The sequence below is a fragment of the Thermoactinomyces sp. CICC 10522 genome, assembly GCF_016055075.1.
Taxonomy (GTDB): Bacteria; Bacillota; Bacilli; order Thermoactinomycetales; family Thermoactinomycetaceae; genus Thermoactinomyces_A; species Thermoactinomyces_A daqus.
The window spans coordinates 311,562-327,413 of the sequence record NZ_JAECVY010000001.1 but is presented as its reverse complement, the minus strand read 5'-3'; the positions used below and the strand labels follow the sequence as shown (position 1 = coordinate 327,413).

At 49.6% G+C, this 15,852-nt stretch carries 16 protein-coding genes and 1 other annotated feature; of the genes, 3 read left to right on the top strand and 13 right to left on the bottom strand.

Features of this window, described 5'->3' with window-relative positions:
* Window positions 1-32 precede the first annotated feature (32 nt).
* The 6 genes from hrcA to gpr all read right to left on the bottom strand — a co-directional run bounded on the left by hrcA (window position 33) and on the right by gpr (window position 7,510).
* On the bottom strand, window positions 33-1,058 hold the full coding sequence (hrcA, locus tag I8U18_RS01685; protein ID WP_033101748.1) for a heat-inducible transcriptional repressor HrcA: 1,026 nt from the start codon (window positions 1,056-1,058) through the stop codon (window positions 33-35).
* 94 nt (window positions 1,059-1,152) lie between these two features.
* Window positions 1,153-2,304 (bottom strand): radical SAM family heme chaperone HemW, encoded by a 1,152-nt coding sequence (hemW, locus tag I8U18_RS01680; protein WP_033101749.1) that lies wholly within the window; start codon window positions 2,302-2,304, stop codon window positions 1,153-1,155.
* A gap of 113 nt (window positions 2,305-2,417) precedes the next feature.
* Window positions 2,418-4,232, bottom strand: coding sequence for a translation elongation factor 4 (gene lepA / locus I8U18_RS01675; RefSeq protein WP_033101750.1), 1,815 nt, complete (start codon window positions 4,230-4,232; stop codon window positions 2,418-2,420).
* A gap of 334 nt (window positions 4,233-4,566) precedes the next feature.
* On the bottom strand, window positions 4,567-4,917 hold the full coding sequence (locus I8U18_RS01670; RefSeq protein WP_033101751.1) for a DUF3679 domain-containing protein: 351 nt from the start codon (window positions 4,915-4,917) through the stop codon (window positions 4,567-4,569).
* A gap of 9 nt (window positions 4,918-4,926) precedes the next feature.
* Window positions 4,927-6,081 carry a stage II sporulation protein P gene (gene spoIIP / locus I8U18_RS01665; RefSeq protein WP_033101752.1) on the bottom strand — a complete coding sequence of 385 codons (1,155 nt, stop codon included), beginning with the start codon at window positions 6,079-6,081 and terminating at the stop codon, window positions 4,927-4,929.
* A 325-nt stretch (window positions 6,082-6,406) separates the two neighbouring features.
* Complete coding sequence (gene gpr, locus I8U18_RS01660) at window positions 6,407-7,510, bottom strand: GPR endopeptidase (RefSeq protein ID WP_198059177.1); 1,104 nt, start codon at window positions 7,508-7,510, stop codon at window positions 6,407-6,409.
* 162 nt (window positions 7,511-7,672) lie between these two features.
* Here gpr and rpsT point away from each other — a divergent pair, with 162 nt between their 5' ends.
* Window positions 7,673-7,939, top strand: coding sequence for a 30S ribosomal protein S20 (gene rpsT, locus I8U18_RS01655; protein ID WP_033101754.1), 267 nt, complete (start codon window positions 7,673-7,675; stop codon window positions 7,937-7,939).
* A gap of 47 nt (window positions 7,940-7,986) precedes the next feature.
* Here the strand turns inward: rpsT and I8U18_RS01650 are convergent, their stop codons facing one another.
* On the bottom strand, window positions 7,987-8,598 hold the full coding sequence (locus I8U18_RS01650) for a sterol desaturase family protein (RefSeq protein WP_198055299.1): 612 nt from the start codon (window positions 8,596-8,598) through the stop codon (window positions 7,987-7,989).
* Window positions 8,599-8,784: 186 nt separating this feature from the next.
* Window positions 8,785-9,762, bottom strand: a complete 978-nt coding sequence (gene trpS / locus I8U18_RS01645) for a tryptophan--tRNA ligase (protein WP_033101755.1) — start codon at window positions 9,760-9,762, stop codon at window positions 8,785-8,787.
* A gap of 97 nt (window positions 9,763-9,859) precedes the next feature.
* Window positions 9,860-10,088 (bottom strand) — a binding site (T-box leader).
* Window positions 10,089-10,255: 167 nt separating this feature from the next.
* On the opposite strand from trpS, the gene I8U18_RS01640 reads away from it, so the two are divergent.
* On the top strand, window positions 10,256-10,765 hold the full coding sequence (locus I8U18_RS01640) for a CcdC family protein (RefSeq protein WP_033101756.1): 510 nt from the start codon (window positions 10,256-10,258) through the stop codon (window positions 10,763-10,765).
* 155 nt (window positions 10,766-10,920) lie between these two features.
* Here the strand turns inward: I8U18_RS01640 and I8U18_RS01635 are convergent, their stop codons facing one another.
* A complete protein-coding gene (locus I8U18_RS01635) occupies window positions 10,921-11,385 on the bottom strand; it encodes a 2-thiouracil desulfurase family protein (RefSeq protein WP_033101757.1) in 465 nt (154 codons plus the stop codon).
* A gap of 189 nt (window positions 11,386-11,574) precedes the next feature.
* On the opposite strand from I8U18_RS01635, the gene I8U18_RS01630 reads away from it, so the two are divergent.
* Window positions 11,575-12,891, top strand: a complete 1,317-nt coding sequence (locus tag I8U18_RS01630; RefSeq protein ID WP_370589362.1) for a phytoene desaturase family protein — start codon at window positions 11,575-11,577, stop codon at window positions 12,889-12,891.
* 14 nt (window positions 12,892-12,905) lie between these two features.
* Here I8U18_RS01630 and I8U18_RS01625 read toward each other — a convergent pair whose 3' ends face one another.
* The 4 genes from I8U18_RS01625 to I8U18_RS01610 form a co-directional block, all read right to left on the bottom strand.
* On the bottom strand, window positions 12,906-13,481 hold the full coding sequence (locus I8U18_RS01625) for a hypothetical protein (RefSeq protein ID WP_198064425.1): 576 nt from the start codon (window positions 13,479-13,481) through the stop codon (window positions 12,906-12,908).
* Between the two features lie 71 nt (window positions 13,482-13,552).
* The gene (gene holA / locus I8U18_RS01620; RefSeq protein WP_033101822.1) at window positions 13,553-14,575 is read right to left on the bottom strand and encodes a DNA polymerase III subunit delta; all 1,023 of its coding nucleotides are present in this window, start codon (window positions 14,573-14,575) and stop codon (window positions 13,553-13,555) included.
* Between the two features lie 18 nt (window positions 14,576-14,593).
* The gene (locus I8U18_RS01615) at window positions 14,594-15,274 is read right to left on the bottom strand and encodes an anti-sigma factor family protein (protein WP_198055296.1); all 681 of its coding nucleotides are present in this window, start codon (window positions 15,272-15,274) and stop codon (window positions 14,594-14,596) included.
* Complete coding sequence (locus I8U18_RS01610; protein WP_033101761.1) at window positions 15,256-15,813, bottom strand: RNA polymerase sigma factor; 558 nt, start codon at window positions 15,811-15,813, stop codon at window positions 15,256-15,258. Before I8U18_RS01610 ends, I8U18_RS01615 begins: the two co-directional genes overlap by 19 nt.
* Between the last annotated feature and the right edge of the window lie 39 nt (window positions 15,814-15,852).

Genomic DNA, 15,852 nt, shown 5'->3' with positions numbered 1-15,852 from the left:
CTGAACCCCCAAAGATGCGTAAACTCCTGTTCTCACTCAAACCATGCACTGATCCGTCTGGAAAAATCATGAGCCAAAAATTCAAGAACGCCGATCACCCGACCATAATTCATCCGCGTCGGGCCGAGCACACCGATCGTGCCAACAGGTTCGCCATTTATCATATAGGAAGCAGTGATAATGCTGCAATCATTTACTGCCTCCAAATCATTTTCATCCCCGATTCGCACTTGAACCCCTTCTTTGTCGGAGTTGAACAATTGAACCAGCACCGTACTTTCTTCGACCAGATCCAGGATCGATTTCATTTTTTCCACGTCCCGGAACTCCGGCTGGTCCAGAATTCGGGTTGTGCCACTGGTATAAACGCGTTCTTCCAGCTCTGCTTTTAAAATGGTATCCAACAGATCCGTCAACTTATCAAAATGCTCCACATGCCGTTTTAGCTCTTCTGACAGTTCATGCTTGACAATCGCCTTTAACTTCGCGATCGGTACCCCCGTCAGCCGATAATTGAGCAGATTGACTAATCGTTCAATTGCGGACAGAGAAACGCCCTCCGGGACGATCACATGCTGCCGATGAACATATCCCGTATCGGTCACCAGAATGCTGACAGCGGCACGATCATGCAACGGTACAATCTGCAAGGCTTTTAGCTTGCTCTCAGACAATCTCGGCCCCAGAATAAACGTCATGTAATTGGTCATTTGGGACAGAATGGAATTTGCGTGTTTAATCGCTTGTTCCACATGATCAACTTTCATGGCATAAAAATCGTGCAGGGCCATCAGATCATCTTTTGACCACATATACGGTTGTAACAAATGGTCCACGTAAAAACGATACCCTTTTTGTGAAGGTATTCTTCCGGCAGATGTATGCGGTTGCTCCAAAAACCCCATCTCTTCCAGATCAGCCATTTCGTTGCGAATCGTGGCCGCGCTAAACCCGACACCCTTCTTTTTGGAAACAGTACGGGAGCCGACAGGTTCAGCCGAAACGATATAATCGTCGATGACGGCCCAGAGAATCCGTTTTTGTCGCTCAGTTAACATCTGCCTCCCCTCCTTGTTAGCACTCCAAGGAAACGAGTGCTAAAAATACTAATTTAAAATTACCAAACGGGAAATATGATGTCAATTGGTCCGCTTATAATTCCACGCCACCGAGAAATGAGGCAAATACCTCATTGCCAAAGAGAAGCCCCTGTTCAGTCAGGGCGATGCGGTCTCCCTGCTGCACCAATCGCTTTTGTTCAAATAATTGCCGCAAAACGCTGCCAAACGCATCCTCGATGCTGACCCCGAAACGTTCCCTGAACCGTGACCGGCTTACACCTGCGAGCAAGCGCAAGCCCAGAATCATGAAATTCTCAATCTCTTCTTCCCGTTCGACGCGATACGATTCAGCCACAGGACGCCTGCCGGCCGTCAAACGCGCAATATATTCTTTGACCCCTTTGATATTGGCATAGCGAACCCCTTCCACGTATCCGTGCGCCCCTGTTCCCAGTCCATAATACTCTTCGTTGAGCCAATACGTGCAATTGTGCCTGCTCTCAAATCCCGGCTGCGCAAAATTGCTCACTTCATATTGCTCATAGCCGTGCTGTTTCAAATGGGAGCGCAGCATCTGATACATGGTGAACTCCTCATCATCGGAGGGCAACGGCAGTTCATTTCGTTCATACAAATGGTGAAAAAGCGTCCCTTCCTCGATTTTCAGGCTGTAGCAGGAAAAGTGCTCGGGTCCCAGTGCAATCGCCGATTCCAGCGTCTGTTTCATATCTTCCACTGTCTGTGTCGGCAGGCCGAACATCAAATCGAGGGAAATATTCGCAAAACCGGCCTCCCGTGCCAGCCGGACGCTTTGTCCGATCTCTTCAACCCCGTGAATGCGCCCGATCCGCTGAAGCAGATCAGGACGAAACGTTTGGGCGCCAAAACTGATGCGATTAACCCCGCCCTCGAGCATGGCTTCCAGCAGTTCCGGACCGGTGGTGCCGGGATTGGCCTCGACCGTGAATTCACAGTCGGCGGCCCGGTTCGGGAAATAGCGGCGAATATCGTCCAGCAATTTCCTCATCTGAGCCGGTGTCAGGACAGTGGGCGTTCCTCCGCCGATAAAAATCGAGCGGATCTCAGCCGGGGGAGTTTCTGCCACAGCGAGAGCCATCTCCCGTCCGAGGGCGGAAAGATAATCATCCACCGGCTGCCCGTTCACGACATAAGCAGTAAAATCGCAGTAATGGCATTTATTTGTACAAAAAGGAATATGAATGTATACGGCTTGGGGCGGCATTTGCCCACCTCCTAAAAATGCCGCAAGCAACAGGCCGCGTGTCCGGCAAAGCGGGCAAGCCTTCCCTGCTGACGGACGTTCCGGCATCGATGCTTACGGCATGGTTGATGTGATTATTTGTCGTCGATTTTCAACACGGCCATAAAAGCTTCCTGCGGCACCTCGACGCTGCCGACCGCTTTCATCCGCTTTTTCCCTTCTTTCTGTTTCTCCAGCAATTTGCGTTTCCGGCTGATATCCCCGCCGTAGCATTTGGCCAGCACGTTTTTGCGCATGGCACTGATCGTTTCCCGCGCAACCACTTTATTGCCGATGGCCGCTTGGATCGGCACTTCAAACATCTGGCGCGGAATCAATTTTTTCAGTTTTTCCACCAGGGCGCGGCCGCGATGGTATGCGCGATCGCGATGCACAATAAAGGAAAGGGCATCGACGACTTCGCCATTCAGCAGGATATCCATTTTGACAAGATTGGACGGCTTGTAGCCGATCAGTTCATAGTCGAAGGAGGCATACCCTTTTGTCCCTGATTTCAGCTGGTCGAAGAAGTCATAAACGATTTCTGCGAGCGGCAATTCATAAACGAGGCTGACGCGGTTGGTATCAATATACGTCATATCGACATATTGACCGCGTTTGTTCTGGCAAATCTCCATTACAGCCCCAACATAATCATTCGGCACCAAAATGGTGGCCTTCACATAAGGTTCTTCCACCCGATCGATTTTTTGCTGCGGCGGCATCAGTGTCGGATTTTCGATCTCCAGCACGGATCCGTCAGTCTGATACACCTTGTAAACAACGCTTGGAGCAGTAGTGATGAGCTGCACGCCAAATTCGCGCTCAATCCGCTCCTGAATAATCTCCATGTGAAGCAGACCGAGGAAACCCGCGCGAAAACCAAATCCGAGCGCACTTGAGGTCTCCGGCTCGTAGGTGAGCGACGCATCATTCAGCTCCAATTTTTCCAGTGCTTCCCGCAAATCATCGTATTCGGAGGAATCGACCGGATACAACCCGCAAAACACCATCGGATTAATGCGGCGATACCCGGGCAGCGGCTCTTTGGCCGGGCGGTCCGCATCGGTGATCGTATCCCCCACGCGCGTATCCTTGACGTTTTTGATGTTGGCACAAACGTATCCAACCTCACCGACGGAAAGCTGTTCCATCGGAACCTGATGGGGCGTAAAAGCCCCCACTTCGGTAATTTCATATGTTTTACCCGTGGCCATCATTTTCATGCGCATGCCTTTTTTAATCGTTCCGTCGACGACACGCATATAAATGATGACACCCCGGTACGAATCATAAACGGAGTCAAAGATCAGCGCACGAAGCGGAGCATCGGGATCACCTTCCGGAGCCGGCACTTTTTCCACAATCCGCTCCAAAATCTCTTCGATGCCGATCCCCGCCTTGGCCGATGCGAGAACTGCATCGCTGGCATCCAGTCCGATCACATCTTCAATCTCCTGTTTGACGCGCTCCGGTTCCGCGCTGGGCAAGTCAATTTTATTGATAACGGGAATGATTTCCAGGTCATTTTCAAGCGCCAGATAAACATTGGCCAACGTTTGCGCTTCCACTCCCTGCGAGGCATCGACGACCAGCAGGGCGCCTTCGCACGCCTGAAGGCTTCTCGACACCTCATAGGTAAAATCCACATGACCCGGTGTATCAATCAAGTTCAGAATGTACTCTTTCCCGTCTTTTCCTTTATACGGAAGGCGAACCGACTGCAATTTGATGGTGATGCCGCGCTCCCGTTCCAAATCCATTTTGTCCAGGAACTGCTCCTGCATCTCCCGTTCGGTCAGCGCTCCCGTCTTTTCCAAGATTCGGTCAGCGAGTGTCGATTTCCCATGGTCGATATGGGCAATGATGGAAAAGTTACGAATCATTGCACGTTGTTCTTTGTTATCCATTCCCGTTCATTTCCCTCCTGCATCAATCGAGGACTGCATTGCTTAATTATATCAGCCCCAAACCCTCTCTTCAATGAGTTTCCTGTCCCTGACTCTCTGAAGCGATGACAAAATCGGTCATGACTCGCCGCCACAACCAGCGGAAAGCCAGACACGGCCGGGAAGCGAAACCGCCGAACGGACATCTGGAACACAGGGAGGCCGGAGCCGACGGCTGCTGCAACGCGTTTTCACACAAAACATTCTTATCTTATTAAATGCACAAATTAAATACACAAAAAAAGACAAAGGAACATCATGCTCCTTTGCCCCCGTATACAACTCCTGCCTATCTTTACTCGGCCAGGGCAAAAATGAAATTCATCACCTTACGGGAAAGGTTTTTGAGCCCCGTTCCCACTTCGTTTCCCACCACCGCCAAATAATTGGTTCCGTTTTTCTCCTGTTGGCTGGTTACCGTCTCTCTTACTTTCGCTGCCACCTTTGGCACGGGATTTTTCGTTTCAACGACTTGTCCCAGCACCGCGATTTCGATTTTTCCATCCTGTGGAGTAATCTGGATCGCGCGCGGCGCCCCCATGGTTCCCTGCATCTTTTGCATATTTTGCTCAGCCCTGTCGATTCCGACGAAAATCCCCGTCACCAACATTCCGATCATACAAACGATCTGCACCAAAACGCGCATCCTGTCACCTCATTTACCTGCCTCCGTTGCATCCGGCCGGGCTGTAACCACGGTTCCCTCATGGATTATATCGGCCAAAACCCGGGCCAAAACCTCAATCGACCGATTCGCTTCAGCGAATGAATTATCCACCCCGCCCACTTCAACCAGCATGCTGTTGGGCGATAAAGATTGATTATATTCCCCGTTGTTCCCATTTCCTCTCTCTTTAATAATCACCGCCCGGGACAAACCGGGATATAACTCGTTGATCCGCTTGTGCATCTCGCGGGCAAGGCTCAGGTTGTCCTCAAAGTGCGTGCTCGCCTTGCCGACTACAAACGCGAGCCTCGCATACGGTTTGCCGTCAAACACTTTTGTCGTCTTGTCGCGCCTTCGTGAATCGCGATGAATATCGATCATATAACTGATGCTGTGGTATTGCTTCAAGACAGAGAGCACCATTTTGCGCGATTGCACATACGCACCGGAATTCCATGTATACTTCCGTTCGGTTGTGACGGCGCCGATGCCCATCTTTTCCAGCTGCTTCGCCAAATGCTTGGAAACGAGGGTAATATTGCGATTCAGATCAGTGGCCTGGTCGGGATTTGTTTTATGGAGTTCCGGCAAAAAAGATTCCCAAAAATGGGTGTTATAAATAATCACTTGCTTCGTTTTGATACTTCCCGGGTCGGTGCTCGTTTTGTCTTCATCGGGATGCTCCATCGCCTTCATAATCTGTTTATCGAGATCAGGCGGCGGCGGTGATTCGATCGGGATCGAAGTATAATCCACATCGCTGCTGGCCACGTCAATCTCGCTGTCGAACAATGCGTACAACGGCAGCTCTTTGCCCAGAAAAGTGCGTGGATCACGAAAATCGATACTCGTCATCAACTCAAACGCCGTCCGCGAGATAATCTCTTCCAAACCGGCCGTCTGAATTTTCTCCTGGAAATAGGGAATGCTTTCCCCGACGATCATGCTGAGCGTTTGCGGGGAAAGATGAGACGTCACCCTGCTGAGATCCGACCCTGTCAAACTCTGTTCCGCTTGAACCATTGCCAGCGCACCGACAAAGGAAAAAAGAACAGCCGCTGCCAAAAATAAAAACACAAACCTCTGCCTCGTTTTCGGACGCGCCATATTCAGCGTCAAGAAACCACGGTAGCGACTTCTCATTCGGTTCACCCTCTATCTGCTTGTCTCACCCTAATCTATGAAAACCGGCAAACAGGTAGAACCGATTAACTGAATTTGCTAGAAATAGATTGAGACCTCACGGCGGCCGGCAGAGAGCGGCAGGCGGAAAAGGATAAAAAATCTTGCTTTTGAAACTCAACGAGCCCCGTTCCACGCGGATGTCCCAAACTCCAAACAAGAATCCCGTTCCCCGGGGAAGCCGGACAACGGGATTCGCGCCAAATGGAAACAATATTTTGTTCTGCGAAAGTGCTTCTGCATTGCCCGCACATCTCCCGGATTAGCCGGGAGGAAATCAAATGTTTTATTGCACATGCGAAGCCACATTTTTCATGGTTACAGCCTCATGCAGGGCGCAGTTCAGTCCGTTGGCGATCAATTTGGCCATATTGCCAATGAAGGAATCCACCTCCTTCGGGGTAACGATCAGATTTTGCCCCAAAGGTGCCAGCACTTCATGAATCAGTTGCCTTTTCTCATCCGAGTTCAGGCTGCCAAACATCCCCAGCATGCGGTTGCTGGTCTCCGGCGGAGCTTGATAGTTTTCCAGATCTTTTACCGAAGGCCGGTTGTGAGGATCAAGCGGGTTATTTTTCACCCCGTGCAATTCCCGGCCGAGGTGGGAAATCACATAATCGATGGTGTCATGGGCAATGGTGACGGCATCCACGACGGTGGGAACACCAACGGCCAGAACGGGCACACCCAAAAACTCCTTGGTCAACGCCTTGCGATTGTTTCCGACACCGGACCCCGGCTGAATTCCCGTATCAGCAATCTGAATCGTCGTATTGACCCGGGACAAGGCCCTTGAGGCCAGTGCATCAAACGCGATCACAAAATCAGGCTTTGATTTCTGCACCACCCCGCGCACAATTTCACTCGTTTCTATCCCGGTCGTCCCGAGCACTCCCGGCGAGAGGGCGGAAACGCTGCGATACCCTTCGGCAACCGTTTCCGGCTGCAATTTAAAGAGATGACGGGTGACCAGGGTGTGCTTGACGACGAGCGGTCCGAGTGAATCCGGCGTTACATCCCAGTTTCCAAGCCCCACTACCAGGCAGGAATCATTTGGCTTAATGCCGACTTCATCGAGGAAACGGCTGAATTGCTCAGCAAAATGTTGCGATACGCGCTTTTCCAGCATGGAATCTCCCGACCGAAGACCGGGCACTTCAATCGTCAGGTAAGTACCCGGCAGTTTGCCCATCTGCTCACCGGCATCTTCGCTGTCAATCCAGATCCAACTGGTCGTAATCCCGTCCTGTGTCTCTTCCTGTTTGCGAACGCCCGGAATGGAACTTCCCCGCCCTTGCTCCCGGGTCACCATGTCATGAGCTTCGCGGGCCAAATCCGTGCGAATATTGTACATACTCAAATCAATCTGGTGTTCCGACGCTTGATTCATCCAATATATCCCCTTTTTTTGCCTGTTTCCACTCTTAGTTTGCTTCTTTGCCTCTCATTTATTCTGCTCATGACCGTTGTTGCTTTTTGCAGAGCCTCATGCTAGAATATTGCATGTTGCATTATTGGGATGCGGAAACCCTTCCCTCAGGAGGTGAACGTCTTGGCAAACATTAAATCCGCAATCAAACGCGCCAAAACCAACGAAGTGCGCCGCGCCCGCAATGCTTCTCAAAAATCGGCGATGCGCACGGCCGTAAAAAAATTCTTGGCAGCCGTTGACCAACAAGATAAAGAACAAGCCGCTGTGCTTTTGAAAGCAGCAACCCGCAGCTTGGATAAAGCCGTAACCAAAGGTTTGATCCACAAAAATGCGGCTGCTCGCAAAAAATCCCGCCTCACCAAAAAATATCAGGCACTCGAAGCTTAATATCTTTCTTTTACATGAAAAAACGACCCACATCGATTGGGTCGCTTTTATTTTTTATCCGCCAATTTTCGCGCCGTCCGGCTCATCTCCACCCCGGATTCATCGGGAAAAGTCCGAAAAAGGTGATCCATGGCCGGATTGGTCACGCCAAACCAGTAATGCTCGTTCTTGAAATGGTGCAACAAATGATATTTTTTCAATTTCTTCCCCCATGGGGTGAGAGGCTTGATCGGCCGGTGCGCGATATAATGTTTCCATTCATAATATAAATGATAGAGCACAGCACCGCTTAAAAAAGTGGTTGTGATCGCGATTTTCCCCGTCACCAGGTAAACGATGCTCCCGACGAGGACAAACTGGGGAACACTGTACCACAGCGGCAAAAAGAGCAATTCCAGTTTATCGGGGTCTTCATGATGATCATAATGTAACCGCTTTAACAGCTTCAACAAAAAAGGATGCTTCGGCGGAGGAAGATGAAATAAAAAACGATGGGTTCCGTACTCAGCGATGGCATATAGGGCGACTCCGCCCAAGAACACCGCCACCGTCACAAGACTGTTCGCCCATGCCAATGTCAACCCCAGACCGCAGACACAGACCAGACTCATCACGAAAATATCTGGAAAAAAGAAAAATTCAAATAAATAACGCCGCATCGGTTCACTCCTTTCGCGAACTTATCCTTTCTTTTCATTATAACATCCCGCGGGCGCTTCCTTCATAACTACTTCACGGAAGATCTCGTGAATTCCCTGTCTTTCATCAATATTGATTCACCGCTTTCGGTGAGTTTCAAAATGAGGACATTCCGCCCATTGGAATGTCCTCCGCTTATTGACTCACTATAAAATCCCCATCGCATCTTTCATTTGTCGCAATGTCTTCTCCGCAACTGCACCTGCTTTTTCCGCACCGATTTTCAGCACATCATCCAAATAGGAAGAACCGCGGATTTCCCGGAACTTCTCCTGGATCGGCTGCAAGTGCTGAACAGTTGCTTCCGCCAGGTCTTTTTTAAACTGGCCATAACCGGCACCTTCATATTGCCGTTCCAGTTCGGAAATCGTTTTGCCGGAGAGCAGGCTGTAAATGGAAAGCAGATTACTCACACCCGGTTTGTTTTCCGGGTCATAGCGAACCAGGTTTTCCGAATCGGTAACGGCGCGCTTGATTTTTTTCTCAATCAATTTCGGCTCATCAAGCAGCGTGATGTTGCTGTACGCCCCTTCCGTGCTTTTGCTCATTTTTTTCTCCGGATTATCGAGGGACATGATGCGGGCTCCCACTTTGCCGATCAACGGCTCGGGGATTGTAAAGATTTCTTTGTAATCGCGGTTAAACCGTTCAGCAATATCCCTCGTCAACTCCAAGTGCTGCTTTTGATCCTCACCGACGGGAACATGTGTCGCATGATAGAGCAAAATATCACCGGCCATCAATACCGGATAGGTATACAAGCCTGCCGTCACCGCTTCAGATCCTTTGCTTTTCTCCTTAAATTGAATCATGCGGTTAAGCTCGCCAACGCGGGCTACACACTGCAACAACCAGCATGCTTCCGCATGGGCGGGAATCTGGGATTGGACAAAGATCGTCGCTTTTTCGGGATCAATCCCGATCGCCAGGTAAAGCGCCGCCACATCCCGCGTTTTCTCCAACAGCTGACGGGGATCCTGGGGAACGGTATGGGAATGGAGATTGACTACACAAAAATAACATTCCGCCTCATTTTGCAACTCAACGAATTGCTTCATGGCGCCAAGATAATTGCCTATATGGATATTGCCGGTCGGTTGGACACCGGATAAGACACGTTTCATCTTCTCACTCCTTTTGAACCATCATGATTTGCCGGCATTTGGCAGGATCGCGATTGACCCGGCCTGCAACAATTTCACACAAAAAAGCCCGTCCCCGGCAAGGGACGAGCTGATTCTCGCGGTACCACCCTTCTTTGCCTCTCCTGTACATCAGAGAGGCACACTCTTAGCTATAACGGGATCATCCCGGTTTTCCCTACTTGATATGGCATCGTTAAGGAAAACAGCTCCAAAGCCCATTCATGCAGCCGGCTGATTGGCTCGCACCCTCCGCCAACTCTCTGCACAGCCACTGCCGCATTACTATTCTTTCTCATCGCTGCTTGTTCTATGTTATTTTCGTTTGTACCGGCTCTAGGTATGAGGCAGGCATTGCCGGCAAAAGATACTTATTGAAATGTATTTTCCTGCAATTTTGCTGAAAAGTCAAGCATACTTATTTACAAACCCCGGGAATTGTGCTAGCTTTTTTCTAGAAACAGGAGGGACGGTTATGGTGCATTCCTTTCCGATCAGTTTAAATTTTGTAGCCCCGATTTTTGCTTTAATCATGGCCTCCATGGTGATTGTCATCCGCCTGCGGGCAACCAATAAGCCAACGAACGCGAGAAAAATTCTCATCCCTCCACTGGGCATGAGCACGGGTTTCCTGATGTTTCTCTACCCGCCGATGCGCGTTCCATGGGCTTGGGCCGGGGTCGCTTTTTTGGCCGGTGCCCTTTTGTTTTCGTACCCTCTGATCAAAACATCTCATTTTGAAATGATCGATGGCAAAGTTTATCTGAAACGTTCGCGCGCTTTTATTCTCATCCTGATCGGTCTGTTTATCCTGCGCATGGTACTCCATGACTATCTCGAACACCTGATCAGCGTGGAACAAACAGCGGCGCTCTTCTTCATCCTTGCGTTTGGCATGCTGTTGCCATGGCGACTGGCAATGTATCTGAAATACAGGAAATTGCAAGAGAAAAACTCCTTGGAAAAAGCCAATGCCGAAGCCTAGCCCCCACCTTGTCCGGGGGCTTTTTTTTCATGAAAATGCGCCGCAGATCGGGGGTTGGTCCTTTGTTTCGGATGGCTGGTCCGGGTGGCACCTTCTTCCGCCAAAAATGCAGGCTTTCATTCTTTATCATCGGATTTATTCTTTCGTTTCATCCATTATATTCTTTTTTCTGAAAAGGTGTCCTCCGAAATCACTTTAATCCCTTTTCGTCGCAGCAAGGCAGTGGTCACGCCGGCACCCGGGTTCGTTTTCCCCTGGAAAGTGCCGTCATAGATGCAGCAACTGCCGCAAGACGGACTTTTTTCTTTTAAAATGGCTTCGTTCGCTCCCACCGTCTTCGCGATGCGATACGTTTCATAGGCTCCCCGGATAAAGGCATCGGTCACATCATTGCCTTGGTTGTCGATCACACGTGCTTTTCCTTCCAGCACATCGTCCCCGTCACCGCCGACAATCTCAGCCGGATTTCTGGGAGTGGACAGTCCGCCGAGCTGTTCCGGACAGACCGGGATCGCCTCCCCTTCCCTGATCAATTTTTGAATCGCCTCCACCGCATTGTGCCGTCCGTCATAGCGGCAGTGAATGCCGGCAAAACAGGCACTGACCACTTTTTTGGTCACTTTGCCCCCTCCTTTGCTTCTCAGATGCTTTCGTTTATCTTCCTCAATCATAACACGCCTACAGATTCGCACGAAATTTGCGAACATGAATAAAACACTATCCGATTCATTTCAAACTTGTTACAATAGTGTAAGTGGTTGATACAAGATGGTTTAAAATGTAACCGTTTCCCAAGGAGTGTGTTTCTTGTGTCTGATAAAGTGATTGTAGTGGGTGGAGGACTTGCCGGACTGAGCGCCGCAGCTCGACTCGCTTACAATGGTTGCAAAGTAACCTTGCTGGAAAAGGCACCGAAGCTCGGAGGGCGCGCAATTTCCATTCCGATGAAAGGGTTTAATTTCAATTTTGGAGCCCATGCCATTTATGCGCGAGATAAATCGATCCTGCGCAAGTATGAACATGAAATCGGACTGAAGGTTGACTGGAAAGATTTTTCACCTTCCAAAGCCTTTTATGACATGGGAACTTTCACCACCCCCATGCCTGCAACACTCGAAGGATTGTATCGCACCAAAGTGTTGGATTCACAGAATAAATGGCGCTTTGCTTACGAAGTCTTCAAAACGATGTCTTCTCTTGAACGGGGAGAACCCGGCGTGTTAATCGGAGATTATCTGAAAAAGGAAACTCCCCAAGTGAGGGATCTTTTGTTGACCATCGCTTCATCCAACTTTTTTACCAATGAACCGGAAAAAATTCCGTCCCCCCTCTTTTTCCAATATTATAAACGGCTGTTTGCCACACAACGCGCTGTCAGCTACATCGGCGGCGGATGGCAGGCAATTGTTGATTCATTTGCGGAAATCATTGAAAAAAACGGCAGCAAAATCATCACCAAAGAAAAAGTAACCAAAATCGAACTCGATGGCAACCGGATTACCGCTGTTTATGGAAAAGAAGAAAAATACGAAGCTGATTATATTATTTTCTGCATTCCTCCAAAAGAGTTATGCCAATTGTTCGCCGACACTCCATTCGCCAAATATTTTGAGGAATACAGCCACTATGTGCCTACGCAAGTCGTTGTCTATGATGTCGGTTTAAGCGAGCGGATTTCCAGCCCGTTCACCTACATTTATCAAAAAGCGCAACGCGTCTTTATCACCGACATTTCCTACTACGATACAACCTGCGTTCCTGACGGGGGACAGCTGATGCAAGCGGTTGCCTACCTCAACGAACAAGAGATTGCAGAAGGAAAAGCGGATGAAAAAGTGGCGACTATCGAATCCGTCTATGACAAGCATTTCCCCGGCTGGCGTGAACGCCTTGTCGCCAAGCGCATTTCCAAAAAAGCGACTGTCCAGGAAATCAAATGCATTGAGGATCAACGCTTGATGCCAGTCAAATTTTACAGCTTGCCCAATGCCTACTTTGCCGGTGACTGGTGTGAAGGAGACGGACAGCTTTCGGAACTTTCCTTTAGCTCCGCTTACAACGTAACCAGCCATATCCTCGAGCATGCGGTTCCGGCGGAAGGAATGAAAAAAGCAACCAGCGCCTGATGCTGGTTGCTTTTTTACGCTCCCATCAATATGTAAACGATCGTGCCGATCAGGGTCATTCCGATGGCAACCGATGCGAACACCAATGAAAACAGCATTTTATCGCTGGCATAATCCTTTAACTCCTCCGGTGTTTTGCTGTCGATCCGACGCGCCTGACTACGCAAATGAACATTGCCGAGCAGGATCAAGAAAAGCGGAACAATAGCAAAATACCACCACGAAATTCCTTCGCCAAACCGGATGTTCCCCTCGCGTATCCAAGCCTGGACGAAGAAAAAAATCCCGACGACGAACAGCAACAATGACGTGGAAGTGTAATAGGCTCCCCACTTCTCCCCCAGCTTGTCCCGTTCATACTGATAAAGCTCTCTCATCTCCGGAAAAAGATGAAGAAACGGATTGGGCGACTTCATCCACCAACTGATGAGCGGGAACAGGACAAACAGGCAACCCCAGATGAAATAAACAAGCCGGGCGGCAGGCTCCACTAAGAGGAAAACAAAGAGAAGTGCGATTATGCAAAGGTAGAACAGATTGGAGTAAATGGATTGTTTTTTTCGAAGTTCACATAAACGGTTTTCATCCATCGTTGGGGATTCCACCTTTTTTATATTTTCATAATCATTGGGCCAAAGGCCTCTCCGTGGCAACGGGAGGCTCAAGCAGAAAGGTTGACTTGGAAAAGCAGGCGTTCCACCGCCAAATGTTTGTCCACTTTTCCTGACTTGATATCTTGATCAGTCAAAATCGCCGTATCCAATAAGAGGCGCAGTTGCTGTTCGGAAAAGGCCGCTCCCTGTTTTGCCGCCAGTTTCACCGGGTAGGGATGAACCTTGAGAAATGCCGCCATCTCTTTGTCAGACATCCCCTGCCGCTGCAAGATCTTGACCTGCAGCATCAACCGAATCTGACGTGTAATCAGAGCCAGGATGCGAATCGGCTCTTCCTTTTGAAAAATCAGGTCACTCCAGATATGGAACGCTTCGTTCAATTGGCGCTTCGCTATTTTATCCGTCAGCTTAAATACATCATGCTCCAGGGTGCGCGGTACCAGTTCGGCGACAATGTCCGGTGTCACCTTTCCCCCCGCTCCGACATAAAGGGCCAATTTGCTCACTTCCGCGTGGAGAAGCCGGAGATCAGGACCAGTCAGCATGATCAAATCAAGAACCGCTTGCGGATCTGCCTGGACATGCAATTTGGCAAACCGCCTTTCCACCCACTGAAGCAAATCCTTCCCCGCCAACAGGGGAAACTCAACGGCACGCGCATGTTTAAGCAGTTCCTTCACGATTTTTTTTCGCTTGTCAAGCTGCTCGCCGGAAACGGTTAAAACCACCACACTGGTGGACAGAGGCTGCTTTAAGTACTGGAGCAGGGCATCCGTTTCATGCTGAACGCCGCTTTTCCCTTTCCCGGCTGTCAAAAAGCGGGCATTCTGACCGATAATCAACCGCCTGTCCCCAAAAAAGGGCAGAGTTTCCGCCTCTTGCACCAGCATCTGCACCGGCGTCTCATCCAAATCAATCTGCATGAGATTACCAAAGGAGACTTCTTCCGGACTCCACCTTTTTTTCATCCATTCAATTGCTTCTTCAATCAAGAAACCTTCTTCACCATAAAAGAGATAAACGGGAGCGATGTTATCTTCCTGCCACTCTTTCAGCCATGAACGATCCATTTTCGCCACCTCTTCCTCCTAGTTTATCTCTTTTTTCTCCTTGACATCAATCATGACGGTCTGGTCGTCTTTTCCATCAGCAGACGGCAGGATCAGCCGAACGCGTTGTTTGTTTTGCCATACAACCGATGGCGAGCCGTCAACCTTCCGAAAAATGCGGCTGCGATATTGGACGCTTCCGTCCGCCTTGCGCACGATTAAATGATTTCCCTGCCAAATGGCGCAATATTGACGATCAGGTGACCAAACCTCCTGAATATTTTCCAGCTCGAATTTGGCAGCCCGATCTTTGCTCCCGTCTGTATGCTCCGGCGGAACCGGATCGGCAATTTTGGAGGCCGTATTGATGGGAATGGCCCCCCATTTGCTCAGATAAAACAGACCGATAAAGAGGAACAAGACGAGCGCAGCAGCCATCCTCCCTAATCGGAGCCAATTGTATCTCGGTTTGATCACTGTTTGCGGCTTCGTCTTCTTTTTGTCGTCCTCGATCGCCTCCAGCACCGCATCGACGACGCTGTGCGGTGGCTCCACTTTGGGAAGAAGGGATAGTTCACCGGACAGCCACTGCATCTCTTCCGCCGTTGCCCGGCATTGCGGCGACTGTTCCAGCTGCTTTTCCAGCATTTTCTTTTCTGCCGCAGTCAGATCACCATCCAAGTCACGTTGAATCCATTCCATCACTTTTTCATCTGCCAAGATACATCCCCTCCTTCCTGATATTCCGACAACCACTTTTGCAGTTGTTTGCGCGCACGAAACAAATGCGATTTGACCGTATTCAGGGGGAGTCCCATCGCTTCTGCTATCTCCTGGTAATGATAACCTTGTACATAGCGCAGGATAATCGCCGTTTGCTGTTGCAGGGGCAGACGGCGAATCGCCTGTCTCAAATCAGACAGGATCGCTCCCCGCTCCACCTCTTTAGCCGCTTTGCCATCCTCATGCTGCGGTTCTTCATCAAACAGTATGACGTTTTTCCGTTTGCGAAACAAATCGATGCATACATTGGTAACAATGCGCTGCGCCCATGTATGCAACAAAGCTTCTCCTTTATAGGAAGGGAGATATTTATATATTTTCAACAGAGCTTCTTGTGTGGCGTCCAAAGCATCCTGTTCGTTTCCCATCATATAATAAGCGGTGCGATAAAGCGATGTCTCCAATTGCTTAAGTATTTGCACAATCGCTTTCCTGTCGCCCGACTGAGCCTGTTTGATCAACTCTGAATCAAGCAACGAAATACCCCCTATATTCTTTTAGACCTGTTTGAACTG

Coding starts and splice junctions, on each gene's coding strand:
- I8U18_RS01625 (WP_198064425.1), bottom strand. CDS start 13,481: ATGGATGAAAACCGTTTATGTGAACTTCGAAAAAAACAATCCATTTAC.
- I8U18_RS01670 (WP_033101751.1), bottom strand. CDS start 4,917: ATGCGCGTTTTGGTGCAGATCGTTTGTATGATCGGAATGTTGGTGACG.
- hemW (WP_033101749.1), bottom strand. CDS start 2,304: ATGCCGCCCCAAGCCGTATACATTCATATTCCTTTTTGTACAAATAAA.
- lepA (WP_033101750.1), bottom strand. CDS start 4,232: ATGGATAACAAAGAACAACGTGCAATGATTCGTAACTTTTCCATCATT.
- I8U18_RS01650 (WP_198055299.1), bottom strand. CDS start 8,598: ATGCGGCGTTATTTATTTGAATTTTTCTTTTTTCCAGATATTTTCGTG.
- hrcA (WP_033101748.1), bottom strand. CDS start 1,058: ATGTTAACTGAGCGACAAAAACGGATTCTCTGGGCCGTCATCGACGAT.
- holA (WP_033101822.1), bottom strand. CDS start 14,575: ATGGATCGTTCATGGCTGAAAGAGTGGCAGGAAGATAACATCGCTCCC.
- spoIIP (WP_033101752.1), bottom strand. CDS start 6,081: ATGAGAAGTCGCTACCGTGGTTTCTTGACGCTGAATATGGCGCGTCCG.
- gpr (WP_198059177.1), bottom strand. CDS start 7,510: ATGAATCAAGCGTCGGAACACCAGATTGATTTGAGTATGTACAATATT.
- I8U18_RS01640 (WP_033101756.1), top strand. CDS start 10,256: ATGGTGCATTCCTTTCCGATCAGTTTAAATTTTGTAGCCCCGATTTTT.
- trpS (WP_033101755.1), bottom strand. CDS start 9,762: ATGAAACGTGTCTTATCCGGTGTCCAACCGACCGGCAATATCCATATA.